Genomic DNA, 26,510 nt, shown 5'->3' with positions numbered 1-26,510 from the left:
CTTGTTTCAATACGGCGAAGCATCCCGGTCATGCCGGCCAGCGGCCGGCACGACCGTTACTTGCGTTCCAGCACCAGCAGCGGATCGATACGGGTATCGAACCAGTTCATGCCCCAATGCAGGTGCGGGCCGGTGGCACGGCCGGTCGCACCGACGGCGGCGATCACCTGGCCCTGTTCCACCCGGTCGCCGACCTTCACGTCGATGCGCGACAGGTGCAGGAAGTTGGAACTGACCCCGAAACCGTGGTCGAGCAGCAGCGTGCCACCGGTCAGGTACAGATCCGGGCCGGCGAAGGTGACGATGCCGGCGGCCGGTGCCTTCACCGGAGTGCCGGTCGGCACCGCGATGTCCATGCCGGAATGACCGGCGCCAGGCTGGCCGTTGTACACGCGCGCGTTGCCGAAGCGGCCGCTGATACGGCCCTGCACTGGCCAGATGAAGGTCTGGGTGAAGTCGGTACGGTCGTCATCGCGGGCACGTGCGGCGGTCACCTGCGCCTGTTCGCGCTTGATCCGTTCGGCAATGGCCGGCGGCGGATTGACCGTCTTCGGTGGCACGCCGTTGACCCGCTCGGTCGGCCAGTCGCGCGGCGTCACCACAATGGTCGCGGTCTCGCTGCCACCATCGGGGCGTTGCACCTGCACGCGCAGCGGGCCCTTCTCATCGCGGCCGATGCCGAACACCACGCTGCCATAGCCGCTCACCCGCAGCTGGCGGCCGGCGTACTGTACGCGGCTGCCGGCGGGTACCTTGCCGATCACCAGCGCGCCCTGCGACGCACTGGCCGGAAACACCACGCGGCTGTCGATCAGGCTGCCGATGCCATCCTGCGCCTGCGCCTGGGGTGCGGTGAGCAGGGGCGCGGCCAGCAGCAGCGCCCCGATCATCAGTGCCGAACGCATCAGCGGTCGTAGGTCATGCGCTGGCCGGCGGGCTTGCCCACCAGGTTGCTGCCGTCCCACACCAGCTGGCCGTTGACCCAGGTGGAAGCGACGCGCGAACGGAAGGTGGTGCCTTCGAACGGCGACCAGCCGCACTTGGACAGCACGTCCTCGCGCTTGACGGTGAACGGCACGTCTTCAACCAGGACCAGATCGGCAAAGTAGCCTTCGCGCAGGAAGCCACGTTCTTCCACGTCGAACAGTTGCGCCGGCGCATGCGCGAACTTCTGCACCACCTGCTCGCGGGTCAGCTTGCCTTCGTGCACGCGTTCAAGCGCGGCCACCAGCGCGTATTGCACCAGCGGCAGGCCCGACGGTGCCTGCGCGTACGGCTTCTGCTTCTCTTCCCAGGTGTGCGGCGCGTGGTCGGTGGCCAGCACGTCCAGCACGTCGTCGGCCAGCGCAGCGGTGATCGCTTCGCGGTCGGACACTTCCTTGATTGCCGGGTTGCACTTGATCAGGTTGCCCTTGGTCGCATAGTCCGGGCGCGCGAAGTGCAGGAAGTGCACGCAGGTTTCGGCGGTGATCTGCTTGCGGCTGCCGTCGGCGCGGATCAGCGGGCCCTTCTCGAACAGCGCCAGCTCGTCGGCGGTGGAGATGTGCAGCACATGCAGGCGGGTGCCGTGCTTGCGTGCCAGCGACATCGCAAGGTGGGTCGACTTGATGCAGGCCTCGCGCGAACGGATGTCCGGATGCATGTCCGGGGTCAGCGCGTCGCCGTACTTTTCCTGGAAGGCCTTCAGGTTGGCATCGATCATCGGCGTGTCTTCGCAGTGCGTGATGATCGGGGTCGGGCACTCGCGGAAGATCGCGTCCAGCGTTTCCGGATTGTCCACCAGCATGTTGCCGGTGGAGGCACCCATGAACACCTTCACGCCCGGGGCCTTCTTCGGGTCCAGGGCGCGGATCGCGTCCAGGTTGTCATTGCTGGCGCCGTGGTAGAAGCCGTAGTTGGCCCAGGCGCGGCCGCGCGCGAGCTCGTACTTGGCTTCCAGGATTGTCGAATCCAGCGTCGGCGGGTTGGTGTTGGGCATGTCCATGAAGCTGGTCAGGCCACCGGCCACGGCCGCCGCCGATTCGCTGGCGATGTCGCCCTTGTGGGTCAGGCCCGGTTCGCGGAAGTGCACCTGGTCATCGATCATGCCGGGCAGCAGCCAGCGTCCGGCCGCATCCACCACCTGCTCGCCGTCGCGCGGCGCCAGCCCACTGCCGATCTGCGCGATGCGGCCGTTCTCGATGCGCAGGTCGCCGTCGAAGGTGCGGCCTTCGTTGACCATGCGGGCGTTGGTGATGAGGGTGGAGGACATGTCAGTGTTTTCCTGTGCAACGGCAAGAGGGGGCGTTGGGAGACTCGGGCACGGGGTCGAAGCCGCCGGGATGGAACGGGTGGCAGCGACCGAGCCGGCGCGCAGCCAGCCAGCTGCCGCGCAGCGGGCCGTGCCGCGAGATGGCTTCCATCGCGTATTCAGAACAGCTCGGCACGAAACGGCAGCGTGGCCCCAGCAAGGGGCTGATGAAGCGCTTGTAGAAGCGCAGCAGGGCGATGAGCAGGCGCGAGATCACCCAGTCATCTTATGCCAGTTGGCATGAAGGCCGCATTTGTGCAGGATGGGCCGTTGGTCGCATGTCGCCGATGGCCTGCGACCGGTACCAGCACCTTCGGGTGCTGGCCAGGTTCCGTACCGCGCAAGGCGGTCCGTGTTCGTCGGACTGCCTCCAAGGGCGCCTTGACTCCAGGACTGAATGGAGCGGGGGGTCGAGGTTGCTGCTGCGGGTCGGGTAGGCTATAAAGGCCCGCTTTCCCGGGCCCCGGGGAATCCAAGGAAGAGCGTTTCGTGGCTGCTAAAAAAACTGCAAAGAAGGCCGCAACGGCCGCCAAGAAAACCGCCAAGCCTGTTGTGAAGAAGTTGGCGGCAAAGCCCGTTGCCAAGAAACCGGCCAGCAAGCCGGCGACCAAGGCAGCGTCCTCGCAACCGGCGGCCAGGAAGGCCACCGCAAAGAAAACGCCGGTCAAGGCAACCAAGCCGGTGGCGAAGAAGGCTGCTGCGCCCGCCAAGGCCAAGCCTGCCGCTGCCAGCAAGAAGGTGCCGGTGGTGAAGAAAGCCGCCAGCAAGGCCGCGCCGGTAAAGAAGGCTGCCGCCAAGCCGGTGGCGAAGAAGGCAGCAACCAAGCCGGCGCCGAAGGCGGTGGTGAAGAAGGCTGCAGCCAAGCCAGTCGCAAAACCGGCGGCAAAGAAGGTCGCTGCGGCCAAGCCGGTCGCCACGCCTGCCGCTGTAAAGAAGGTTGCCAAGAATGTTGCCGCGCCGGCCGTAAAGCCGACCCCGGCCCCTGTAGTGAAGTCCGCACCGAAGCCTGCTGCCAAGCCGGCTCCGGCCAAGCCTGTCCCGGCCAAGACCGTGGCAGTGGCAGCAGCCCAACCGGCCCCCAAGCCGGCCCCGGCCGCCGCTCCTGCTGCTTCGAAGGCCCCGCAATCCAAGAATCCCGTGCCCGTTTCGAAATCGCCTGCCAAAACCGCCGTGAAATCCGATTCCGCCCCGAAGACCGTGTCGCGCCCTGTCGGCAAGGTTGCCGTGGCCGTCGCCGCCCGCTCGGCGGCACCGGCCCCGCGCAGCAAGTACAAGGTGGTCGAATACAAGACCGACGAGGCCACCGGCCGCCCGATCCTGCCGGCTGGCTACAAGCCGTCCTCGGAAGAGGAATACATGAGCCCGCTGCAGCAGGAGTACTTCCGCCAGCGCCTGCAGAACTGGCGCGCGGACCTGGTCGAAGAGTCCAAGCAGACCATCGAGAACCTGCGTGAGGAAGTGCGTGACATCGGCGACGAAGCCGAGCGCGCGACCCGCGAGACCGAGAACTCGCTGGAACTGCGTACCCGCGACCGCTACCGCAAGCTGATCGGCAAGATCGACAGCACCCTGAAGCGCCTGGAAGCCGGCGACTACGGTTATTGCGTCGACACCGGCGAAGAAATCGGCCTGGAGCGCCTGGAAGCGCGCCTCACCGCCGAACGTACCATCGACGCCCAGGAGCGTTGGGAGCACCTGCAGAAGCAGCAGGGCGACTGATTCCCGCTCGTTGTATGGTCATGCAGAAAACCCGGCCTTGGCCGGGTTTTTTGTTGGGGGATCGTTGGTACGCGACCGTGGCTGGCACGGGCAGTTGTGGCCGTTGACTTGGGTCCGCCTTGTAGCGAGCCGAGCACCGCAGGGGAATCAGGGGCGAAGAGGCGGCTCTATCCTGTAGAGCCAACTGCTAGTCGGCTGGTTCTCCGTGCCGTCCCCTGATTCACCGAGGAGCACAGGGTACCGGCGCGCAGCGCCGGCCCGCGGATGGCGGCGCGCTTCTTTGGTTACTTTCTTTGCGCGCGCAAAGAAAGTGACAAACCCATTCATCGAGGGAAAGTGACGTGGCCAGTCAAACGCCCGGCGCCGCCGAACGCGCTCTCCGCGGGGTCACTGCAGATCACGCAAATTCAACTTCCGCAGCGTCGGGTTCTTCCACGCGGTGATCCCGGCCACGCTCAGCACCGCGAACCCACCCAGCACCACTGCCGGCACCAGGCCGAGCAGCTTCGCCATCGTGCCGGCATAGAACGCGCCCAGCTCGTTGGACGAACTGATGAAGATGCCGTTGATCGACGACACCCGTCCGCGCATTTCTTCCGGCGTGGCCAACTGCAGGATGGTCGATCGGATCACCACCGAGACGCCATCGAAGGCCCCATAGAACAGCAGGATCAGCGCCGACAGCCAGAAGTGCTGGGACAGGCCGAAGCCGATCACGCACAGGCCGAACCCACCCACCGCGAACAGCAGCACGCGGCCGGCATTGCGATGCAGCGGGTGGCGGGCCAACCACAGGCCCACGCACACCGAACCGAGCGCCGGCATCGCGCGCAGGATGCCCAGACCCTCCGGACCGTGGTGCAGGATTTCGTGCAGGAAGGCCGGCAGCATCGCCACCACGCCGCCGAGCAGCACCGAGAACATGTCCAGCGCCATCGCGCCGACCATGATCCGGTTGCCGACCACGAAGCGCGCGCCTTCGGCGATGCTCTTGAAGATCGGCGCGGCAGGACCGGTGTGCACCGGTTCCTCCACTTTCAGCGTGGCCAGGCAGGCCATCGCCACCAGCGCAAAGGCCGTAGCCACCGCGTAGGACAGGCCCTTGCCGCCGAAGCCGACCAGCACGCCACCCAGTGCCGGACCGGCCACCATGCCGGCCTGGAACACCACCGCGCCGAGGCCGGCGCCGCGCGCGAACTGATCGCGGGCCAGCACGCGGGCGAACAGCGCGTTGTAGATCGGTGACAGGAAGGCGCGGACCATGCCGGTCAGGGCGATGGCCGCATAGATGGGCCACACGCCTTCGAACGGCAGCCAGCCCTTGGCCACGCCGGTCAGTACCAGCGCGGTGGCGATCAGTCCGGAGCAGGCCGCCATGCCCAACCTGCGCCGCGGCAGATGATCGACCAGATAGCCGGCGAATGGCGCCACGCAGAAGAACGGCAGCACCTCGGCCAGGCCGATCAGGCCCAGCGAGAACGGATTGCGGGTGACTTCGTAGATGTGCCAGCCAACGGTGACCGCCACCACCTGGTAGGACAGCATCGCGAAGATGCGGTAGGCCAGCAGCTTGGCGAAGCCGGGCCGGGACAGCAGGCCCAGCGCGCTGTCTTCGGCTGTGGCAGGTTCGCTCACGACGGATCGCGCTGCAGCTGGGCCTGCGCGGTCTCGCGGATGAAGGCCAGCATCGCCGCCACGCCGTTGCTGCGGGTCGGCGAGAGGTGGCGGGCCAGGCCGATGTCCTGGATGTAGCTCGGTTCAGTGGCCAGGATCTCCTGCGCCGAGCGCCCGGAGTACACACGCAGGGCCAGGAAGATCAGGCCGGAGACGATGGCCGAATCGCTGATGGCATGGAAGCGCAGCGATTGCGCATTGCCTTCCGGCACGATCCAGACCATTGACTGGCAGCCGAGCAGGCGATGCTCTTCGGTCTTCCATTCTTCCGGGAAGGCCGGCAGCTTGCGGCCGAGGTCGATCAGGTACTGGTAGCGCTCGGACCAGTCGCCGAAGAAGCCGAATTCCTCGGCGATGGCGGTCTGTGCCTCGGCGGCGGTGGGTTCAAGCGGGAACGGGGAGTCGGTCACAACAGTCTCTACGGTGGGGCGTGGCCGGCGGACCGGCCACGGGGCAGGACAGGTCAGCCGCGCTTGCGCGACCAGCGCACGCCCTGCGGGGTGTCTTCCAGCACGATGCCTTCGGCGGCCAGCTGGTCGCGGATGGCATCGGAACGGGCGAAGTCGCGTGCCTTCTTGGCGGCGGCACGCTCGTCGATCAGGCCCTGGATGCGGGCATCGTCGCCGTCATCGCCAGCGGCGGTGCCGAACCACTGTGCCGGGTCGGCCTGCAGCAGGCCCAGCGCCAGGCCGGCACCGAGCAGCTCGCCCTTCAGGCGTGCCTGTTCGGTCGGGTCGGTGGCGCGGCGTGCATCGGCGGCGATGCGGGCCACTTCGGCCAGTGCCTGTGGGGTGTTCAGGTCGTCGTCCAGGGTCGCCTCGACCGTGGCCGGGATTGCTACGACCGCCTCGATCGACGCCAGTTCGCGCAGGGTGCCGTACAGGCGGTCCAGGGTGCGCACCGACTGCTCGATCAGGCCATCGGACCAGTCCAGCGGCTGCCGGTAATGGGCCGACAGCAGGGCCAGGCGCAGCGCTTCCGGCGGGTGCTGGCGCACCAGGTCATGCACGCGCTCGATGTTGCCCAGCGACTTGCTCATCTTGGCGCCGCCGAAGTTGAGCATGCCGTTGTGCAGCCAGAAACGGGCGAAGATCTTGCCGCCGTGGGCGCACTCGCTCTGCGCAAGCTCGTTCTCGTGGTGCGGGAACTGCAGGTCGACGCCGCCGGCATGGATGTCGATGGTCTCGCCCAGGTGGGCGGCGGCCATCGCCGAGCACTCGATATGCCAGCCGGGACGGCCCCGGCCCCACGGCGATTCCCAGCCGGGCAGGTCGTCGCTGGACGGCTTCCACAGCACGAAATCACCCGGGTCGCGCTTGTACGGGGCGACGTCGACGCGGGCGCCGGCCAGCATTTCGTCCGGGTCGCGGCGCGAGAGCTTGCCGTAGCCGTCGAAGCTGGCCACTGCGAACAGCACGTGGCCTTCGGCGGCGTAGGCATGACCATTGGCGATCAGCTGCTCGATCATGGTGATGATCTGCGGAATGTGCGCGGTCACCTCCGGCTCGATGTCCGGCGGTACCACGCCCAGCGCGGCCATGTCTTCACGGTAGGCGGCGGCAAACCTGTCGGTGATGGTGCTGATCGGCACCCCCTGCTCGCGTGCAGCGGTGTTGATCTTGTCGTCCACGTCGGTGATGTTGCGCGCGTAGCGCAGGCCACCGAAACGGCGCCGCAGCAGATCGGCCAGCACCCCGAACACCACCGGGCCACGGGCGTTGCCGATGTGCACGTAGTTGTAGACCGTGGGGCCGCACACATACAGGGTCGGACAGGCCGGGTCGAGCGGGGTGAACGGTTCGAGCTGGCGAGTCAGGTTGTTGTGCAGGCGCAGGGTCATGGGGCTGTGGCTGGGGGACAAGCCTGTGATTTTAGAACGTGTCGGCCCCCTTTGGGGGCACCGCCTGCCACCGGTGGACGCCGGGTCCGCCCAAGGTGGGGTGGGCAGGAGCAGCGTGGACGGGTAATGTTCAGCCCCTTGCGCTCGCCACTGCCTACACTATTGCCGTGTCCTTGCTCCCTTCGCCAATGAAATCCACCGCGTTGCTGACCCTGGCCTGCCTGTCGGCGCTGGCCGCCGTGGCCCAGGCGCAGGAGGCCGAGCCCCGTAACCGGGTGGTGATCGTGGAGAACGTGAAGTTCGACTACGCGCAGGTGCTGAACGTCGAACCCGTGTTCCAGACCCTGCGCGCGACCCGCACCGAAGAACACTGCGAGCCGGTCTCGACCCGTACCCTGGCGCCGGTCAATGTCACCGGCGAGGAGCCGGTCGAGGACAAGGGCCGGATCAGCCGCTTCTGGGACTCGGTGCGCTCGATGTTCAAGCGCAGCGATGAAGAGGTCTCCGAGGACACCGCCGCCGAGTCGCCGGCCCCGGCGCCGGCACCCGCCAACAATGGCCCGATGCTGACCCGTGACTGCCGCATCGTGCCGGTGGGGCGTGAATTCCGCAGGCCCATCGCCTACGACGTGGATTACGTCTACAAGGGCACCAAGTACCGCTCACGGCTGCCGGAAGACCCCGGCAACCGGCTCAAGATCCGGGTGTCGATCACCCCCTGGGTCGGCCCCGAGCAGGGCGCCGCCGGCAATCCCTGATTCTGCGACCCCGGCCCCTTGCGCCGGCCCCGGCCGCATGCAAAGATGGTTGACCATGAAGCTCACCGACTTCCAGCACGACAGCAGCGCAGCCCGACAGGCGTCGGGCATGACCTCGCGTGCGCGTCGACCGGAACCCCACATCCTCGCTGGGTAACCGGAGCTTTTTGCTGTTCGTCCGAAAAAAACCCAGCCGCCCGGCTGGGTTTTTTCGTTTCTGCGTTCTGAAAGCTGCAACTGCAACCTTTTCGTTCCACCTTTGCTTCCTGTTTTCCCTTCCACCGCGTCGAACCCGGCGCCGCCACGCAAGGAAAGATGATGTCCCCCAAGCACTTCCTGAACACCCAGGACTGGAGCCGCAGCGATCTTGACGCGCTGCTGACCCAGGCCGCGCTGTTCAAGCGCAACAAGCTCGGCGACCAGCTCAAGGGCAAGTCGATCGCGCTGGTGTTCTTCAATCCGTCCATGCGCACCCGCACCAGCTTTGAACTGGGCGCGTTCCAGCTCGGCGCCCACGCGGTGGTGCTGCAGCCGGGCAAGGATGCGTGGCCGATCGAGTTCAACCTCGGCACGGTGATGGACGGCGATACCGAAGAACACATTGCTGAAGTGGCCAAGGTGCTGGGCCGTTACTGCGACATCATCGCCGTGCGTGCGTTTCCCAAGTTCATCGACTGGGCCTACGACCGCCAGGACATCGTCCTCAACAGCTTCGCCAAGTATTCGCCGGTGCCGGTCATCAACATGGAGACCATCACCCACCCGTGCCAGGAACTGGCCCACATCATGGCCCTGCAGGAGCACTTCGGTACCCAGGACCTGCGTGGCAAGAAGTACGTGCTGACCTGGACCTACCACCCCAAGCCGCTGAACACCGCAGTGGCCAACTCGGCGCTGACCATCGCCACCCGCATGGGCATGGACGTGACCCTGCTGTGCCCGACCGCCGACTACATCCTCGACGACCGCTACATGGGCTGGGCCGAGCAGAACGTGGCCGAGAGCGGCGGCTCGCTGAAGATCAGCCATGACATCGACAGCGCCTACGCCGGCGCCGACGTGGTCTACGCCAAGAGCTGGGGTGCGCTGCCGTTCTTCGGCAACTGGGAACCGGAAAAGCCGATCCGCGACCAGTTCAAGCACTTCATCGTGGACGAGCGGAAGATGGCGCTGACCAACAACGGTGTGTTCAGCCACTGCCTGCCGCTGCGCCGCAACGTGAAGGCGACCGACGCGGTGATGGATTCGCCGCAGTGCATCGCCATCAATGAAGCCGAGAACCGACTGCACGTGCAGAAGGCGATCATGGCGGCGGTTGCCGGGCGCTAGATCGGACAAGGGGGGGAGCCGACCGTTGGTCGGCTGCTCCCGCAGCGGCGCATCCAACATTCCAGCCGACCAATGGTCGGCTCTACCGAATTCTCATCCCCCAAGTGGACCTGACCCCCATGAGCAACAAAGACGTCGTTCTCGCCTTCTCCGGCGGCCTGGATACCAGCTTCTGCGTGCCGTACCTGCAGGAGCGCGGCTACAACGTGCACACCGTGTTCGCCGACACCGGCGGCGTCGATGATGAAGAGCGCGATTTCATCGAAAAGCGCGCCGCCGAGCTGGGCGTGACCAGCCACGTCACCGTCAACGGTGGCCCGGCCATCTGGGAAGGCTTCGTCAAGCCGTTCGTGTGGGCCGGCGAAGGCTACCAGGGCCAGTACCCGCTGCTGGTCTCGGACCGCTACCTGATCGTCGATGCCGCGCTGAAGCGTGCCGCCGAGCTGGGCACCAACATCATCGCCCACGGCTGCACCGGCATGGGCAACGACCAGGTCCGCTTCGACCTGGCCGTGAAGGCGCTGGGCGATTACCAGATCATCGCGCCGATCCGCGAGATCCAGAAGGAACACACCCAGACCCGCGCCTACGAGCAGAAGTACCTGGAAGAGCGCGGCTTCGGCGTGCGCGCCAAGCAGCAGGCCTACACCATCAACGAGAACCTGCTGGGCCTGACCATGTCCGGCGGCGAGATCGACCGTTGGGAAGCCCCGGGCGAAGGCGCCCGTGGCTGGTGCGCGCCGCGCAGCGAGTGGCCGGAACAGGCGCTGAGCGTGACCCTGAAGTTCGTCGAAGGTGAAGCGGTTGAACTGAACGGCAAGGCGCTGCCGGGCGACCAGATCCTGGCCCAGCTCAACAAGCTGTTCGCCCCGTACGGCGTGGGCCGCGGCGTGTACACCGGCGACACCGTGATCGGCCTGAAGGGCCGCATCGTGTTCGAGGCCCCGGGCCTGGTTTCGCTGCTGGCCGCACACCGCGCGCTGGAAGATGCGGTGCTGACCAAGCAGCAGAACCGCTTCAAGCCGGACGTGGCGCGCAAGTGGGTGGAGCTGGTGTACGAAGGCTTCTACCACGACCCGCTGAAGACCGATATCGAAGCCTTCCTGAAGTCCTCGCAGGCCAAGGTCAACGGTGAAGTGGTGCTGGAAACCCGCGGTGGCCGCGTCGATGCAGTGGCGGTGAAGTCGCCGCACCTGCTCAACACCAAGGGCGCCACCTACGCGCAGTCGGCCGACTGGGGCGTGGAGGAGGCCGAGGGCTTCATCAAGCTGTTCGGCATGAGCTCCACTGTCTATGCGCAGGTCAATCGCGGTTGACCTTTGACGGGGGTGTCGGCCGCTGGCCGGCACTCACCACCGACATCGTTGCCGGCCAGCGGCCGGCACTACCAGGATTGTTGATTCATGCTTGAACAGACGCTCGATCACCTGCAGGCGCTGGTGTCCTTCGACACCCGCAACCCGCCGCGTGCGATCACCACCGGTGGCATCTTCGATTACCTGCGTGCGAACCTGCCCGGCTTCAACGTCGAGGTGATCGACCACGGTGCAGGTGCGGTCAGCCTGTACGCGGTGCGCGGGACGCCGAAGTACCTGTTCAACGTGCACCTGGATACCGTGCCCGACTCACCGCACTGGAGTGCCGACCCGCACGTGATGCGCCGCCTGGACGACCGCGTGGTCGGCCTGGGCGTGTGTGACATCAAGGGCGCGGCCGCTGCACTGGTGGCGGCCGCGAACGCCAGTGAGGGTGATGCCGCGTTCCTGTTCTCCAGCGACGAGGAAGCCAACGATCCGCGCTGCATCGCCGCGTTCCTGGCCCGTGGCCTGCCGTACGAAGCCGTGCTGGTGGCCGAGCCGACCATGAGCGAGGCCGTGCTGGCACACCGTGGCATCAGCTCGGTGCTAATGCAGTTCGCCGGCCGTGCCGGGCACGCCTCCGGCAAGCAGGATGCCGCCGCCAGCGCGCTGCACCAGGCCATGCGCTGGGGCAACCGCGCGCTGGACCATGTGGAATCGCTGGCGTCGGCACGCTTCGGTGGGCTGACCGGCCTGCGCTTCAACATCGGACGCGTCGAAGGTGGGATCAAGGCCAACATGATCGCACCGGCTGCCGAAGTACGGTTCGGGTTCCGCCCGCTGCCGTCGATGGACATTGATGGGCTGCTGGCGACCTTCGCCGGTTTCGCCGAGCCGGAAGCGGCGGTATTCACCGAAACCTTCCGTGGCCCCAGCCTGCCGGCCGGTGACATCGCCGAGGCCGAGAACCGCCGCCTGCTGGCGCGCGACGTGGCCGATGCACTGGACCTGCCGATCGGCAACGCGGTGGACTTCTGGACCGAAGCCTCGCTGTTCTCGGCCGGTGGTTACACCACGCTGGTGTTCGGCCCGGGGGATATCGCCCAGGCCCACACCGCCGATGAGTTCGTGACGCTGGAGCAGCTGCAGCGCTACACCGACGCCGTGCACCGCATCATCGCCGCCGGCGCCTGATTCTTCCCTTTCCGACGAAACCGAAATGTCTCCTGCCCTCCAGCCCCACCGCCAGACCCGCCAGACCATCGTGCGCCTGCTTTCCAGCATGGCCAGCGCGAAGGAGATCAGCCAGTACCTCAAGCGCTTTTCGCAGCTGGATGCCAAGCGCTTCGCCGTGGTCAAGGTCGGCGGCGCGGTGCTGCGCGACGACCTCGACGCGCTGACCTCCTCGCTGTCGTTCCTGCAGGAAGTCGGGCTGACCCCGATCGTGCTGCACGGCGCCGGCCCGCAGCTGGATGCCGAACTGTCGGCCGCCGGCATCGAGAAGCAGACCGTCAATGGCCTGCGCGTGACTTCGCCGGAAGCGCTGGCGATCGTGCGCCGGGTGTTCCAGCAGTCCAACCTGCGCCTGGTCGAGGCGCTGCAGCAGAACGGCGCGCGCGCCACCTCGATCACCGGCGGCGTGTTCGAAGCCGAGTACCTGGACGTGGATACCTACGGCCTGGTCGGCGAGGTGAAGAAGGTCAACCTGGCGCCGATCGAGGCCAGCCTGCGCGCCGGCTCGATCCCGGTCATCACCAGCCTGGGCGAAACCGCCGGCGGCCAGATCCTCAACGTCAACGCCGACTTCGCCGCCAATGAGCTGGTGCAGGAACTGCAGCCGTACAAGATCATCTTCCTGACCGGCACCGGCGGCCTGCTGGACGAGCAGGGCAACGTGATCGATTCGATCAACCTGTCCACCGAGTACGACCACCTGATCGCGCAGCCGTGGATCCACGGCGGCATGAAGGTGAAGATCGAACAGATCAAGGATCTGCTCGACCGCCTGCCGCTGGAATCGTCGGTGTCGATCACCCGCCCGGCCGACCTGGCCAAGGAACTGTTCACCCACAAGGGTTCGGGCACGCTGGTGCGCAAGGGCGAAAAAGTGCTGCGCGCCACCGCCTGGAGCGAGCTGGACCTGCCACGCCTGAAGGGCCTGATCGAATCCAGCTTCGGCCGCACGCTGGTGCCGGACTATTTCCAGAAGACCAAGCTGTTGCGTGCCTACGTCAGCGAGAATTACCGCACCGCGGTGATCCTCACCGACGAGGCCGAAGGCGTGTACCTGGACAAGTTCGCCGTGCTCGACGACGCGCAGGGCGAAGGCCTGGGCCGTGCGGTCTGGAACGTGATGCTGGAGGAAACCCCGCAGCTGTTCTGGCGTTCGCGCCACGGCAACCCGATCAACCACTTCTATTACGCTGAATCCGACGGCTGCTACAAGCAGGACCACTGGAAAGTGTTCTGGTTCGGTGCCGATGGCATTGATCGCATCCGCACCTATGTCGACCACTGCGCCAAGCGCACCCCGAGCCTGCAGGGCTGAGCGATGAGCAACCCGGACGCCTGGACCACCGTTCCCACCCTATGCGGCCAGCACGTGACCCTGCAGCCGCTGCAGATGGAGCACGTGCCCGGCCTGCGTGCTGCGCTGGAAGGCAGTGGCCTGGACCAGCTCTGGTACACCCAGGTGCCGTCACCGCAGCGGGTCGAGCACTATGTTCAGGCCGCACTGCAGGCGCAGGCCGAAGGCAGGGTGCTGCCGTTCGTGATCCGCGATGCCACCGGTGAGATCATCGGCAGCACGCGCTTCTACGACATGGATGCCGGCGTGCCCAAGCTCAGCCTCGGCTACACCTGGTATGCGCCGCGCGTGCAGCGCACCGGCGCCAACACCGAAGCCAAGCTGTTGCTGCTGCAGCATGCCTTCGAGGCCATGGGCTGCATCAGCGTGGTGCTGGAAACCAGCTGGTTCAACTTCACCTCGCGCACCGCCATCGCGCGCCTCGGCGCCAAGCAGGATGGCGTGCTGCGCAACCACAAGCGGCATGCCGACGGCACGCCGCGCGACACCGTCATCTTCTCCATCATCGATGCGGAATGGCAGGGCGTGAAGCGCCACCTGCAGTACCGCCTGGACAGTCACGCATGAACGATTCGACTTTCACCCTGGGCATCGTCGGTGCCCGCGGCCATACCGGCGCCGAGCTGATCAAGCTGGTGGCCGCCCACCCGCGGCTGCAACTGGCTTTCGTCTCCTCGCGCGAGCGCGCCGGGCAGCGCCTGTCCGACCACCATCCGGAATTCCAGGGTGACCTGCAGTACGAAAACCTGGATGCCGACGCGGTGGCGGCCAAGGGCGTGGATGCGGTGATCCTGGCCCTGCCCAATGGCCTGGCCGCACCGTTCGTGGCTGCGCTGGGAGCGGCGAAGCCGGACACCGTCATCGTTGATCTCTCGGCCGACTACCGTTTCGACAACAGCTGGTACTACGGCCTGCCGGAGCTGACCCGCGGCCGCTACAACGGCCAGAAGCACATCAGCAACCCGGGTTGCTATGCCACGGCAATGCAACTGGCGGTGCATCCGCTGCTGGACCTGCTGGCTGGCCCGCCGCAGTGCTTCGGTGTCTCCGGCTACTCCGGCGCCGGTACCACGCCGTCGGACAAGAACAACGTCGAACTGCTGGCCGGCAACCTGATGCCATATGCGCTGACCAACCACGTGCACGAGCGCGAGGTGTCGGTGCAGCTGGGCGTGGCTGTCGAGTTCATGCCGCATGTCGCGCCGCATTTCCGTGGCATCACGCTCACCGCCAACCTGTGGCTGAACCGCGTGCAGACCCGCGAGCAGATCGCCGAGCGCTTCCAGCAGGCCTATGCCGGCGAACCCCTGATCGAGGTGGTGGATGAAGCACCGTGGGTCAGCCGCATCGCCGGCCGACACGGCGCCCAGGTCGGTGGCTTCACCCTGGCCCCGGGCGGCAAGCGGGTCGTCGTGGTGGCGACCCTGGACAACCTGCTCAAGGGCGCGGCCACCCAGGCCATGCAGAACCTCAACCTCGCGCTGGGCATCGACGAACTGACGTCGATCCCGCACTGAACACGCATTCCGGAGCCCCCATGGCAGACCTTCTTTGGCAGAAGCCCGGCGTCGCTGTCGACGCCCAGATCCAGACCTTCCTCGCCGGCGATGACGTGATCCTCGACCGCGAGTTTTTCCTGCATGACATCGCCGCCAGCGCCGCGCATGCACAAGGCCTGCAGCACATCGGCATCCTCAGCGCCGATGAGCTTGCCGGACTTCTGCGCGAACTGGAGATCCTGGCGCAGGACTTCCGCGAAGGCCGCTTCGTGCTGGATACGCAGTACGAAGATGGCCACTCGGCGATCGAAGCGCGCCTGACCGAACGCCTGGGCGATGCCGGCCGCAAGATCCACACCGGCCGCAGCCGCAACGACCAGATCCTGGTCGCCACCCGCCTGTGGCTGAAGGAGAAGCTGCAGCGCGTGGCGCAGCTCAGCGCCGAGGTGGCCAAGGTCGCGCTGGACCGCGCACAGGCCGAGAAGGACCTGCCGATTCCCGGCTACACCCACATCCAGCGTGCCGTGGTGTCCTCGGCCGGCATGTGGTGGGCTGGCTGGGCCGAGGCCTTCATCGACAACGCCGTCCGCGCGCGCGATACCCATGCACTGGTTGACGCCAATCCGCTGGGCACCGCTGCCGGCTATGGCGTGAACCTGCCGCTGGACCGCGAGCACACCACGGCCGCGCTCGGTTTCGCGCGCATGCAGATCTCACCGATCTACGCACAGCTGTCGCGCGGCAAGTTCGAGCTGGCCGCGCTGGAAGCACTCGGTGGCGCCACGCTGGACCTGCGCCGCATTGCCTGGGACCTGTCGCTGTTCACCAGTGCCGAGTTCGGCTTCGTCGCGCTGCCGGCGCAGTACACCACCGGCAGTTCGATCATGCCCAACAAGCGCAACCCGGACGTGATCGAGCTGATGCGTGCCACCCACGCCAGCGTCGCCGCCGCGCGCACCGAGATCGAGCAGCTGCTGTCGCTGCCTTCGGGCTACCACCGTGACCTGCAGTCGTCCAAGGGCGCCATCTTCCATGGCTTCGGCCGCGGCCTGGCCGCGCTGGAGCTGCTGCCGGCGCTGCTGGCCAATCTGGAATGGCGTGACGACAGGCTGCGTGCGGCCATCGATTCGGGCATGTATGCCACCGACGTGGCGGTGGAAGCGGCCGTGGCCGGTGTGCCGTTCCGTGAGGCTTACAAGGCCGCTGCGGCCGGTGCCGACAGCGCAGGGCAGGGGCGTACCCCGGAAGGCAGCCTCGCCGCGCGCGTGTCGCCGGGTTCGGCCGCTGATCTGCGCCTGGATGAACTGCGCGCACGCTGGCAGGCGCTGTCCTGATGGCGGGCACTGTCTACCTGGTGATGGCGATGCGCCGGCCGGACTTCAACGATGCGGCGGTGCAGCCGCACCGCGATTTTCTCGATGCGTTGCAGGCGCAGGGCAAGCTGCAGCTGACCGGTGGTTTCGCCGACGGCAGCGGTGGCGCCTATGTGCTGTGCAACGTGGACAGCCTGGCGCAGGCGCAGGCCATCGTCGCCACTGATCCGCTGGTGACGATGCAGGCCTCCGACCTGACCGTGCACGAATGGAACACCCGCTGAGAGCCTGACCGATGATCCAGCACGCTGCCCACGTCGCCTCGCCGTTCCCCGAACAAGCGCTGCCGCCATGGCGGCGTGCGGTGCTGAAGGTCGGCAGCAGCCTGCTGGCCGCCGATGGCGGCGGCCTGTCGCCACGCCACGCGCTGGGCCTGGCGCAGTTCGTCTCGGCCAATGTCCTGGCCGGGCGCGAGGTGGTGATCGTGTCGTCCGGCGCGGTCGCTGCCGGGCGCGCGATCCTGCCGCGGGCCGATGAGCCTGGCGCGGCGATGGCGGCGCGGCAGGCCCTGGCTGCGCTCGGCCAGGCCCAGCTGATCGGGCTCTGGCAGCGCTTCTTCGAGCGCCCGGTGGCGCAGGTGCTGCTGACCCATGACGACCTGCGCAACCGCCGCCGCTACCTCAATGCACGCGCCACGCTGAGTGAACTGCTGCGCCTGGGCGCATTGCCGGTGGTCAACGAGAACGACACCGTGTCGGTGGACGAGCTCAAGCTCGGCGACAACGACAACCTGGCCGCCACCGTGGCGGCGCTGGTCGATGCCGATGCGCTGTTCATCGCTACCGATATCGATGGCCTGTACAGCGCGGACCCGCGCACCGTGGCCGACGCGCGGCCGCTGCACGACGTGCCGGAACTGAGTGACGAGGTGCTGGCGATGGCCGGCGGCGCTGGCTCGCGCGCCGGTACCGGCGGCATGCGCACCAAGCTGGAAGCGGCAGCGAAGGCGGGTCGTCTCGGCATCGAAACCTATCTGTTCAATGGCCGCAGCGGTGACGTGGTACGCGCGCTGGCCCAGGACCGCCTGTTCGGTACCCGTATCCACGCCGCGCGCAGCCGTGAGGCGGCCCGCAAGCACTGGCTGCGGCACGCGCCGCTGGTCGAGGGTGCGATCGTGATCGATGCCGGCGCGGCGCAGGCCATGCGCGAGAAGGGCGCCTCGCTGCTGCCCGGTGGCATCACCGGTGCAGAGGGCGTGTTCCGCCGCGGTGACATGGTGCAGGTGTGCTGGAACGCGCCACAGGGCCGTGTCTGCGTGGCGCGCGGCGTCAGCCAGTACGCGGCCGATGATGTGCGCCGGATCGCCGGCCGCCATTCGCGCGACATCGAGGCCGTGCTGGGCTACAACTACGGTGGCAGTGTCGTCCATCGCGACGATCTGGTGCTGCCATGACCGGTTTGAAGGACTCCCCGATGAGCGAAATCGAAGCGCAGGCGCGTGCCTGCCGTGACGCGGCCCAGATCGTTGCCGGCCTCGATAGTGCGGCGCGCCGCACGCTGCTGCTGGCAATGGCCCAGGCACTGGAAGTGAATGCCGGGCTGATCCTGGCCGGTAATGCGCGCGACCTTGCCGCTGCGCGCGAGAAAGGCATTGGCAGTGCCATGCTCGACCGCCTGGCGCTGGACCCGGCACGCCTGTTCGCGATGGCCGAAGCCGTGCGTGAGGTCGCCGCGTTGGCCGATCCGGTCGGCCAGATCACCCGCGACGATGTGCGTCCAAACGGCATCCGCGTGCAGAAGGTGCGCGTGCCGCTGGGCGTGATCGCGATGATCTACGAGGCACGCCCGAACGTGACCGCCGAAGCAGCCGCGCTGTGCCTGAAGGCCGGCAATGGCGTGATCCTGCGCGGTGGTTCCGAAGCGATCCACTCCAACACCGCCATCGCCCAGGCGCTGGCCGGCGCCCTGCAGGCCAATGGCGTACCGGCGGCGGCGGTGACCGTGCTGACCGACCTGCGCCGCGAAGCGATGCTGGAACTGCTGCAGTTGCATGAACTGATCGACCTGGCGATTCCGCGCGGCGGCGAAGGCCTGATCCGCTTCGTTGCCGAGCATGCGCGGGTGCCGGTGATCAAGCACTACAAGGGGGTCTGCCACCTGTTCGTGGATGCCAGCGCCGACCTCGGCAAAGCCATCGATCTGCTGGTGGACGGCAAGTGCAGTCGTCCGTCGGCCTGCAATTCGCTGGAGACCCTGCTGGTGCACCGCGATGTGGCCGAAGCGTTCCTGCCACGCGTGGCGCAGGCGCTCGGCGAGCGCGGCGTGCAACTGCGCGCCGATGCGCAGGCGCAGGTGCTGCTGCCGGGCAGCACGGCGGCGACCGAGGAGGATTACGCTGCCGAGTTCCTCGACCTGGTGCTGGCCGTGCGCGTGGTCGACGACCTCGATGCGGCCATCGCGCACATCCGCCGCTATACCTCCGACCATACCGAAGTGATCGCCACCGAAGACGCAGGCCATGCCGAACGCTTCGTCAACGCACTGCGCTCGGCGGTGGTGATGGTCAACGCCTCGTCACGCTTCTCCGACGGTGGCCAGCTGGGCCTCGGCAGCGAGATCGGCATTTCCACTACGCGCCTGCATGCGTACGGCCCAATGGGCCTGGAAGCACTCACCGTCGAACGATTTGTCGTGCGCGGTGAAGGGCAGACGCGCAAGTAGATCCACGCCATGCGTGGATGCTCTTCGCGGTAGACCCCGGTGCCGACCAGGGTCGGCACCCACCGGGTTATCGGGCTACACCACCTCGCGGCGGATGCCGATCGGCCGCGCGTGATCGTCCATGTGCAGTGTGGCGGCCTTGCAGCCGAGCAGGCGCTCGGCCAGCCCGGTGCTGGCCCCCAGGTCGGCGGCCACTTCGTTGAGGCTGGCCAGCGGCCGCGGCAGGCGCCGGTCGTGGCCGCGGAAGCGCGCGCGGTTGTACTCGGCCCAGCCGATCAGCAGCACGCTGGCACACAGCAGCATCAGCGGCAGCGCCACCAGCACATAGGGGTCGAACTGGCTTTGCCGTTCGTACAGCTGCTGCCAGGCCAGCTGTCCGCCGATCAGCCACGACACCAGGGTCACCAGTGGCGCCCACAGGTAGAAGTAGAACCCCCAGAACGCGAGGGTGACGAAGCCCCAGGCGGTGCGCTGGAAGCGTGGTTGGCGATGCGGCTTGCGGATCATCCGCGAGTCGAAGCGGTTGGACGGGCGTTGTGCGTTCATCGGATCCCCCGATCGGGACTGGTCCAGGTGGCGCGCTTGCTGCGACGGCGCAGCAGGGTTTTCGGCAACGCCACCAGGGTGGTGGAAAGGCTGATCAACCAGTACGCCATCGGGTACCAGATGACCCAGAAGTAGTTGCGTCCAATCTGTGTTTCGTAACGACGGTCGATGATCAGGCTGCTGGCGAACTGCAGCAGGCAGACCAGGGCCAGGATCACGCCATGCCACTCCGGCAAAAGGCTGGCGATATGCAGTTGCGGGGGCAGTTCGATGAACTTGCCCAGCGCCCACAGCACCACGATGAACAACATGGTGTAGGCCCAGATCACGCTCAGCACGTACTCCAGCAGTACGCCCCACATGCGCCGCTCCTTCCAGTGCAGCAGCGAGCGAGCGTGGCGCAGCATCACCTCCACGCCACCCTGGGCCCAGCGCAGCCGCTGCCGCCACAGCCCCTTCAGCGTTTCCGGCATCAGGATGAAGCACAGCGCGTTGGGTTCGTAGCGGATGTCCCAGTGCGCGCGCTGCAGGCGCCAGCTGATGTCGATGTCTTCGGTCACCATGTCGTCCGACCACCAGCCGACCTGGTGCAGGGCGGTACGGCGGAAGCCGGCGATCACGCCGGAGATGGTGAAAATGCGCCCGTACACCCGCTGCGCGCGTTTGATCATGCCGATGATCGAGGAGAACTCGGCTACCTGCAGGCGTCCGAGCAGGGTGGAGCGGTTGCGGATGCGCGGGTTGCCGGTCACCGCGCCGACCCGGCTGCCGCTCACCAGGTGCCAGATCATCCAGTGCAGTGCGTGCTCTTCCAGCATCGCGTCGCCGTCGATGCACACCAGGTATTCCGAGCGCGCGGCGAGTGCCCCCATGCGCAGCGCATTGGCCTTGCCCAGGTTGCGGTCCAGGTGCAGCACGCGCAGCCGTGGGTGCTTTGCCGCCAACGCATCCAGCCGCGCACCGGTGTCGTCGCTGCTGCCATCATCGATGGCGATCACTTCGTAGTCGGCCGGATAGCGCTGTGCCAGCGCCGCGCCGAGCGTGTCGTCGAGGTTCGCGGACTCGTTGTGGCAGGGAATCAACAGGCTCGCGAACGGTGGATCGACCATCAGCGGCGGGTCGTTGCGTGGGCGCGAATGGCGTTCGCGCCGGAAGTAGTAATACAGGCCGCCCGACATCCAGAAGAACGCCATCACCATCGGGTAGTAGAAGGCGAACTGGAACAGGACCTGCAGCAACGGATGCATGTCCATGTCACTTCTCCGGGTACGGGAAGTTGCCGGCGGACATCGCCGCGCGGGCATCGCGGGTGGAGGGCTGGTCGGCGATGAAGTCGTCCGGGTACCAGGCGAAGTGGTGAACGCCCTGCGCCTGCAGCTGGCGGATCTGTGCGCGCAGGCGCTCGGCGGGAATCGGTTGCCCGCTGCGCCAATCGACGGTCTGCAGTTCGAACAGGGTGTGCTGCAGCTGTGGGTCATGTGCACGCACCGCGGCCAGCAGCTGGCCGAGCCAGCGTTCCGGATGCTTGCTGCCTTCCATCCACGGCATCGCCATCAGTGCGGTCTGGTCGTAGGCCTCGTTGAACAGGTCCAGGCGCTGCGCGAACCAGGCTTCGCTCTGCGGGCGCAGCACCGGCTCCGCGTACAGGTTGCGCACCGTGGCCAGCTTCGGTCGCCAGCGCTGCGCGCTGTTGCGCAGTGCCAGGGTGAAGTCGATCAATGCCTGCGTGCGTGCGCTGCCCCCGCCACCGGCCGCCAGCGTGGGTAGTTCGGTGTCGCGCAGATAGCCATCGTCATGGAACAGCAGGCCCTCGAAGTACGAGTTGACCGCCAGGTCCTCGTAGATGTCGAGCATGATCTGGCGTGCTTCCGGGTTGGTGAAATCCAGCCGGTACATGCCATCGGCATCGCCGTTGCGGATCGCCAGCGCCTTGCGCTGCACCGGGTCGGGCAGCTCGAAGCCGAGCACCGGCAGCCATGCGTAGACCTTCACCCCCGCGCGCGATTTCAGCTGCCAGGCAACGCGGCTGAACAGATCCGCGCGCATCGGCATGTGGCGGTTGGGGAAGTACAGTGCATCGGCGGTGTTGTTGCCGTCCGGATCGGCGAACGCCTGCAGGTAGACGTGCGTCGGTGCGATGCGCTTGACCCGCTCGATCAGCGCATCCAGATTGCGCGCCTGCTGTGCGGGGTCGGGGTCGTACACATCATCCAGGTCGATCTGCAGGGCACGGATGCCATCGAGCGCGACATCACGGCGCAGTTCATAGGCCAGGCCTTCCACGGTCGGGTTGTCGCTGACCAGGAAGCGCGCCAGGCCATGCAGGTCGTTGGCCACCGGCGTGCTGCGGCCCTCCAGATCGAAGGACACCGGCATGCCCAGCTGTTCGGCGATGTCGTTGCTCAACTGGTTGTAGGCGGCGTACGGCCAGACGATGGCGCGCGGGCGCACGCCCAGGTGCTGCTCGATGCGCTGCACGCTGCGCGAGAGATCGGCACGCAGGCGTTGCGCGTACTGCGCCTCGCTCTCGTAGCTGCGCGTGGCAGGGTTGTAAACGCGGGTCACGACAGCGGGGGTGGAGTTCCCCTGTGGGTTGGCAAGCACTCCGTGGTGCAGGTCGTCGGTATGGCTGGCCACCTCGATCAGGCCGCTGTCGTGCATCTGCTTCAGCTGTGCCCAGGTGATGAAGTCGTCGCGGCCGAACGGCCGGTAGCCATAGTCGATGGTGCGGCCAGGGGCCATGTCCACGTAGTCGGTGATCACCGCCACCAGCGCCGGATAGCGGTAGACCTGCAGCAGCGGGAAGGCCTTGTCGTAGACGCTGCGCAGGCCATCATCGAAGGTCAGCAGTACCGGTTTTGGTGGCAGCGTGGCGCGTCCCTGGGAGGCGTCGATCACCTGCGACAGCGACACCGGGTGGTAGCCGTGTGCCCCCAGCCAGTCCAGATGGGCGGCGAAGTTCTGCGTGCTCACCGCATAGGTATCGGCATCCCCCTTGGCTGCGACCTGGTCGCGGATGTCGTGGTAGCTGAGGATCAGCAGGCCGTTGTCGATCGCATCGAGATGCAGGGCCTGCTGCGCGAAGGCCGGCGGTGCAGCCGACAGCAGCAGGAGCACGATCAGGCGCAGGATGCGGGTCATGTCAGTCTCCCCAGCGCAGTGCGGCTTCGAAGCCGATATGGCGTTCGCGATGGCCGTCGTAGACCGGCCGCGACCAGCGCACGCCATACTCGAACACACGGCCCTGGCCCAGCTGCCACTCGTGCATGTAGGACACCGACGGCACCAGTGCACTGCCGAAGCCGTCCTGCCAGTAGTCGCCCAGCGAGACGGTCAGCCGGTGCCGGAAGTGGCGCTCGTAATGCCGCCACAACTGCTGGTCGATGCGCAGGCCGACCTCGACCATGCGATCGCGCTTCGGGTTGAAGTAGGGGGCATCGTCGCGGCTGCCTCGACTGGTGTAGGCACTGGCCAGGCCATCGATCAGCCACCGTGGGCGTGTCAGCAGCCGCTGCTCGACGCTGGTGCTGAACAGTTCGCGATGGTTGCCATCGTCGTAACGGAAGCGGCTGGCGCCGAACATCCAGTGCGTGCGTTCGCTGCGCCGATAGTCGACCTGCGCGCTGACGCTGTCGGCGGTGATGCCGGCCACGCGCGCCTGCATCGATGCCTCCGGATCATTGCGTGCGGCGATCAGTCCGGCATGCCAGTAGTCGTTGAACTGCCAGCCCACGCCGACGCGCAGGCCGGTATCGCCAATATGGTCGTTGGCGCGCAATACCGCTGCTTCCGCATCCAGCCGGCCGAAGCGGTAGCGCACGCCCGCGCCGAGCCACAGCGGATCGATGCGCTGGTCCTGGAAATCGACCGAGCGCCGGTCGGCGAAGGCGAACAGCCGCCAGCGATCGTCGAGTACGGGTGTCTGGACTTCCACGCCATAGCGGCGGTCGTCGTTGCCCAGCGGCGAGGTGCCACCACCGCCGGAACTGCGTCCGATGTCGGTCCATGCCTTCAGCTGCCAGCCGCGATGCGCGCGCCATGCCTGGTCCATGCGTTCGACGGCGGGCTGGGTGGGGTAGCGTGCGAGCAGATCGTCGTGCAGCGGTCGCGCCAGGTCATCGCGCTGCAGGGCGACGTAGGCTTCCTGCATGCCCAGCCGTGGCTCGATGTCGCGCGGGTCCAGCGCATGCGCCATCTGTTGCCGTTGCAGCGCCCTGCGTGGCCAGCCGCGCATCATGTAGACGCTGCCCAGCGCGCTCTGCAGGCCGCCGTTGCCCGGTGCGATGTCGACCATCGATTCCAGATCGCGCTGCGCGGTGGGCAGGTCACCGCTGTAGGCGCGCACCATCGCCAGGTTGAGGTCGGCCTCGTAGCGCGACCAGTTTGGATACGGCGACTTCCCGTTGCTCCAGCGCCAGGCAGGTTCCTTGTCGCGCCACGCCTGCAGCAGGTCGATGGCTTTTTCCTGCTGCTCGCTTTCCAGGTAGGCGTAAGCCAGTTCCGAGTGCGAGGCGTCGCGCGTTGGATCGCCGGCGACGGCCGCCTGCAGCACCGGAATGGCTTCTTCCGGATGCAGGGTGCCCATCAGCGAATCGCCGACCGCAGGCAGCACATAGTCGGGCAGGGCATGGCCTTCGGCCTGCAGTGCGCGGGCTTCCTCGCGCACCTGCGCATGGCGGCCCAGCCGGTTGAGCAGGATCAGCCGGTCCATGCGGATGCGCAGTGGCGCCTGCGCCGGTGGGGTGCCTTCGCTGCCCAGGTAGCGCTGCATGCGCGCCAGGGTCGATTCGGCTTCTTCCAGGCGACTGTCTTCGCTGCTGCTGTAGGCCAGGCTCCAGACCACCAGCTTGGCCAGGTAGTCGCCTTCGATGCGTTGCTTCTGTGCTGCGTCGAACAGCTGCGGGCGCTGCTGGTACAGCTCCCAGGCGCGCCAGGCATTGCCGATGTCGCCCAGGGTCAGTACGCGCAGCTTGAACAGCAGGTCGTCGTTGGGCTGCTGCTGGCTGGCGCGCTCGATCGCGCCGAGGGCATCCAGCCAGCGGGCCTGGTCGCGGTAGCGGCCGATCTCGGCCAGGGCCGCCTCGCGGTCGGGCGGGGCAGCGCTGCTGGCCCAGGCCAGGGCGGTACAGGCAAGGCCGACGCAGAGCGCCAGCCGGCGGTGGACAACCATTGGGGACCCCCTTGGCTTCCGAACCAGACAACCTGAAAAATGTGACGCACATCACATGCCAGATTTTGGGATGGCCGTGGCCTGCGTCACTCCCCTCGCGAACTCCCATCCAGCAGGGATGGGCGGAACCAGGATAGCGACCTGCAATGTCTTGTCTGAAACGAGAGTCCCCCGCACACCGAGTGGTGGCCTGGGCGGCGCTGCCGCCCCCATGCCCGATGCCGGCACGCGGCAAGGATGGGCATTCGTGGGCACTATCCGCCCGGAATTGTCAGCCCGGCGTCAAAATGCGCAAACGGGCTGACGAGCGGTAGGTGGGGCCGGTTGCGAGGCCCCACGTGGCTTACCAGAGGTCTTCCAGCTTGCGCGGCTTGCAGGCCACCCATGAGGCGCACAGCATCAGGGTGGCGCAGCCGAACAGGAAGCTGAATGGGATCGTCCAGCCGTCGCTGACGGTGTGCAGCCAGCCGACCAGGAACGGCCCCAGGCAGCTGAAGCTGTAGCCCACGCCCTGCATGAACCCGGACAGCGCCGCCGAGCCGGTGGGGGTGCGGGTGCGCAGGTTGATCAGGGTCAGCGCCAGCGGGAAGGTGGACGGACCGACGCCGAGCAGGCAGGCCCACAGCAGCGGCGCCTTCATGGGGGCCAGCAGCAGGCCGGTGAAGGCGATCACGAACGAAAAGAAGCCGATCAGCACCAGCGGGAACGGGTTCTGCAGGCGCACCGCCATCGAGGGGATGACCAGCGACGGCAGCAGGCCCAGTGCCGAGAACACGGCCACCATCACGCCGCCGAACGCGGGCGTGCCCCCGGCCTCGACCACGATGCGCGGCAGCCAGGTGAACATCGAATAGGTCATCAGCGAGGTCATGCCGAACATGAGCGTCATGCTCCAGCCCAGCGACGTGCGCCAGACCTTGCCATGCGGCTGTGCGGTGGGGTCGGTGGCGTCGGCCAGCGGCTTCGGCGCGCGCCTGGCCAGCAGCAGCCACGGCAGTGCGGCGGCGAGCGCCAGCAGCGCCCACATGCCCAGCGACACGCGCCAGCCCGCAGCATTGGCCACCGGTACCGCCAGCAGTGCCGGCAGCATCGTGCCCAGCTGCAGCACGCTGATGTACAGCGTGCTCATGGTGCCGACCTTGTTGGCGAAATAGCGCTTCACCAGCGGCGGCACCACCACGTTGCCGATGCCCATGCCGGCCAGTGCCACCACCGAACCGAGCAGTAGCGTGCCGACGTTGCCGGCGCTGGAGCGCAGCAGCAGGCCGGCCATCGCCATCACCATCGCCAGCAGTGTGGTGCGTTCCAGGCCCAGGCGCCGCGCCAATGCCGGCGTGGCCACGCCGAACAGCGCGAACGAGGCGGTCGGCAGCATGCCCAGCACGCCGGTCATGGTGGTACCGAAGCCGAACTGCTGGCCGAGCACGTCCAGCAGCGGGGTGATCGAGGTGACCGCAGTGCGCAGGTTGACCGCTGCCAGCAGGATCGCGGCAAACGCGAGGACACGACCGTGCAGCAGCGACGGCGAATCGGAAGTGGAGGAACTCATCGGTGGTCCTTGCAGGTGTCGCACGCCGCAGCAACGGCATGCAGCGCCGGCATCGGTCTACGCCGAAGCGGCAGGTGGGGGTGGGGGCTGCAGGCAGGCCGGCAGCGCGGCCATTGTACGTGCGCTGCCTGGCAAGGTCCCGTCATGCGGGTGGCCTGGCGCTTGGTACAAAAAAACCCGGAGGACAGTGATGTCTTCCAGGCTTCTTGGTGACCAC

The 26,510-nt window shown here is 67.1% G+C and carries 23 protein-coding genes; 12 read left to right on the top strand and 11 right to left on the bottom strand.

Annotated features, from left to right (window positions below; genetic code table 11):
• Positions 1–56: 56 nt before the first annotated feature.
• The 3 genes from AC13GF_RS09610 to yidD are packed head-to-tail and all read right to left on the bottom strand — an operon-like array spanning position 57 to position 2,507.
• On the bottom strand, positions 57–905 hold the full coding sequence (locus tag AC13GF_RS09610) for a M23 family metallopeptidase (RefSeq protein WP_483004467.1): 849 nt from the start codon (positions 903–905) through the stop codon (positions 57–59).
• Positions 905–2,251, bottom strand: a complete 1,347-nt coding sequence (locus AC13GF_RS09605; protein ID WP_483004466.1) for a dihydroorotase — start codon at positions 2,249–2,251, stop codon at positions 905–907. Before AC13GF_RS09605 ends, AC13GF_RS09610 begins: the two co-directional genes overlap by 1 nt.
• Before the next feature lies 1 nt (position 2,252).
• The gene (gene yidD, locus AC13GF_RS09600) at positions 2,253–2,507 is read right to left on the bottom strand and encodes a membrane protein insertion efficiency factor YidD (RefSeq protein WP_005414016.1); all 255 of its coding nucleotides are present in this window, start codon (positions 2,505–2,507) and stop codon (positions 2,253–2,255) included.
• Positions 2,508–2,779: 272 nt separating this feature from the next.
• Here yidD and dksA point away from each other — a divergent pair, with 272 nt between their 5' ends.
• Positions 2,780–4,009, top strand: coding sequence for an RNA polymerase-binding protein DksA (gene dksA, locus AC13GF_RS09595; RefSeq protein ID WP_483004465.1), 1,230 nt, complete (start codon positions 2,780–2,782; stop codon positions 4,007–4,009).
• 387 nt (positions 4,010–4,396) lie between these two features.
• Here dksA and AC13GF_RS09590 read toward each other — a convergent pair whose 3' ends face one another.
• Genes AC13GF_RS09590 through cysS form a run of 3 tightly spaced genes read right to left on the bottom strand, consistent with a single transcriptional unit; the run spans position 4,397 to position 7,523 of the window.
• A complete protein-coding gene (locus AC13GF_RS09590) occupies positions 4,397–5,644 on the bottom strand; it encodes an MFS transporter (RefSeq protein ID WP_483004464.1) in 1,248 nt (415 codons plus the stop codon).
• Positions 5,641–6,093, bottom strand: coding sequence for a SufE family protein (locus AC13GF_RS09585; protein WP_010486631.1), 453 nt, complete (start codon positions 6,091–6,093; stop codon positions 5,641–5,643). Before AC13GF_RS09585 ends, AC13GF_RS09590 begins: the two co-directional genes overlap by 4 nt.
• Before the next feature lie 53 nt (positions 6,094–6,146).
• Entirely contained in the window at positions 6,147–7,523 is a 1,377-nt protein-coding gene (gene cysS, locus AC13GF_RS09580; protein WP_483004463.1) for a cysteine--tRNA ligase, read from the bottom strand.
• A 188-nt stretch (positions 7,524–7,711) separates the two neighbouring features.
• On the opposite strand from cysS, the gene AC13GF_RS09575 reads away from it, so the two are divergent.
• The 11 genes from AC13GF_RS09575 to AC13GF_RS09525 all read left to right on the top strand — a co-directional run bounded on the left by AC13GF_RS09575 (position 7,712) and on the right by AC13GF_RS09525 (position 19,028).
• Positions 7,712–8,281 carry a glycine zipper 2TM domain-containing protein gene (locus AC13GF_RS09575; protein ID WP_032129397.1) on the top strand — a complete coding sequence of 190 codons (570 nt, stop codon included), beginning with the start codon at positions 7,712–7,714 and terminating at the stop codon, positions 8,279–8,281.
• 318 nt (positions 8,282–8,599) lie between these two features.
• Positions 8,600–9,610, top strand: a complete 1,011-nt coding sequence (locus AC13GF_RS09570; protein ID WP_014037861.1) for an N-acetylornithine carbamoyltransferase — start codon at positions 8,600–8,602, stop codon at positions 9,608–9,610.
• 119 nt (positions 9,611–9,729) lie between these two features.
• Positions 9,730–10,926 carry an argininosuccinate synthase gene (locus AC13GF_RS09565; protein WP_483004462.1) on the top strand — a complete coding sequence of 399 codons (1,197 nt, stop codon included), beginning with the start codon at positions 9,730–9,732 and terminating at the stop codon, positions 10,924–10,926.
• Positions 10,927–11,013: 87 nt separating this feature from the next.
• On the top strand, positions 11,014–12,102 hold the full coding sequence (locus AC13GF_RS09560) for an acetylornithine deacetylase (RefSeq protein ID WP_483004461.1): 1,089 nt from the start codon (positions 11,014–11,016) through the stop codon (positions 12,100–12,102).
• Positions 12,103–12,127: 25 nt separating this feature from the next.
• Positions 12,128–13,456 carry an acetylglutamate kinase gene (locus AC13GF_RS09555; protein WP_483004460.1) on the top strand — a complete coding sequence of 443 codons (1,329 nt, stop codon included), beginning with the start codon at positions 12,128–12,130 and terminating at the stop codon, positions 13,454–13,456.
• Between the two features lie 3 nt (positions 13,457–13,459).
• Positions 13,460–14,062 (top strand): GNAT family N-acetyltransferase, encoded by a 603-nt coding sequence (locus AC13GF_RS09550; RefSeq protein ID WP_483004459.1) that lies wholly within the window; start codon positions 13,460–13,462, stop codon positions 14,060–14,062.
• Entirely contained in the window at positions 14,059–15,012 is a 954-nt protein-coding gene (gene argC, locus AC13GF_RS09545) for an N-acetyl-gamma-glutamyl-phosphate reductase (protein WP_483004458.1), read from the top strand. The genes AC13GF_RS09550 and argC overlap by 4 nt, the downstream gene beginning before the upstream one ends.
• Before the next feature lie 20 nt (positions 15,013–15,032).
• Positions 15,033–16,328 (top strand): argininosuccinate lyase, encoded by a 1,296-nt coding sequence (gene argH / locus AC13GF_RS09540; protein ID WP_483004457.1) that lies wholly within the window; start codon positions 15,033–15,035, stop codon positions 16,326–16,328.
• Positions 16,328–16,591, top strand: coding sequence for a YciI family protein (locus AC13GF_RS09535; protein WP_483004456.1), 264 nt, complete (start codon positions 16,328–16,330; stop codon positions 16,589–16,591). Before argH ends, AC13GF_RS09535 begins: the two co-directional genes overlap by 1 nt.
• An 11-nt stretch (positions 16,592–16,602) precedes the next feature.
• Positions 16,603–17,760 carry a glutamate 5-kinase gene (gene proB, locus AC13GF_RS09530; protein WP_054172184.1) on the top strand — a complete coding sequence of 386 codons (1,158 nt, stop codon included), beginning with the start codon at positions 16,603–16,605 and terminating at the stop codon, positions 17,758–17,760.
• A complete protein-coding gene (locus AC13GF_RS09525) occupies positions 17,757–19,028 on the top strand; it encodes a glutamate-5-semialdehyde dehydrogenase (protein ID WP_483004455.1) in 1,272 nt (423 codons plus the stop codon). The genes proB and AC13GF_RS09525 overlap by 4 nt, the downstream gene beginning before the upstream one ends.
• A 75-nt stretch (positions 19,029–19,103) precedes the next feature.
• On the opposite strand, the gene pgaD is transcribed toward AC13GF_RS09525, so the two are convergent.
• The 5 genes from pgaD to AC13GF_RS09500 all read right to left on the bottom strand — a co-directional run bounded on the left by pgaD (position 19,104) and on the right by AC13GF_RS09500 (position 26,293).
• Complete coding sequence (pgaD, locus tag AC13GF_RS09520) at positions 19,104–19,574, bottom strand: poly-beta-1,6-N-acetyl-D-glucosamine biosynthesis protein PgaD (protein WP_126927508.1); 471 nt, start codon at positions 19,572–19,574, stop codon at positions 19,104–19,106.
• Entirely contained in the window at positions 19,571–20,827 is a 1,257-nt protein-coding gene (gene pgaC / locus AC13GF_RS09515) for a poly-beta-1,6-N-acetyl-D-glucosamine synthase (protein WP_126927509.1), read from the bottom strand. Before pgaC ends, pgaD begins: the two co-directional genes overlap by 4 nt.
• A 1-nt stretch (position 20,828) precedes the next feature.
• Positions 20,829–22,715 carry a poly-beta-1,6-N-acetyl-D-glucosamine N-deacetylase PgaB gene (pgaB, locus tag AC13GF_RS09510; protein ID WP_483004454.1) on the bottom strand — a complete coding sequence of 629 codons (1,887 nt, stop codon included), beginning with the start codon at positions 22,713–22,715 and terminating at the stop codon, positions 20,829–20,831.
• A 1-nt stretch (position 22,716) separates the two neighbouring features.
• Entirely contained in the window at positions 22,717–24,744 is a 2,028-nt protein-coding gene (gene pgaA, locus AC13GF_RS09505; RefSeq protein ID WP_483004453.1) for a poly-beta-1,6 N-acetyl-D-glucosamine export porin PgaA, read from the bottom strand.
• 343 nt (positions 24,745–25,087) lie between these two features.
• Positions 25,088–26,293, bottom strand: a complete 1,206-nt coding sequence (locus tag AC13GF_RS09500; RefSeq protein WP_126927512.1) for a CynX/NimT family MFS transporter — start codon at positions 26,291–26,293, stop codon at positions 25,088–25,090.
• Between the last annotated feature and the right edge of the window lie 217 nt (positions 26,294–26,510).

This window comes from Stenotrophomonas sp. 22LJNL06-5-1 (assembly GCF_056861455.1).
The sequence above is the reverse complement of the archived record's forward strand: the minus strand, read 5'-3'. Positions and strand labels throughout refer to the sequence as shown.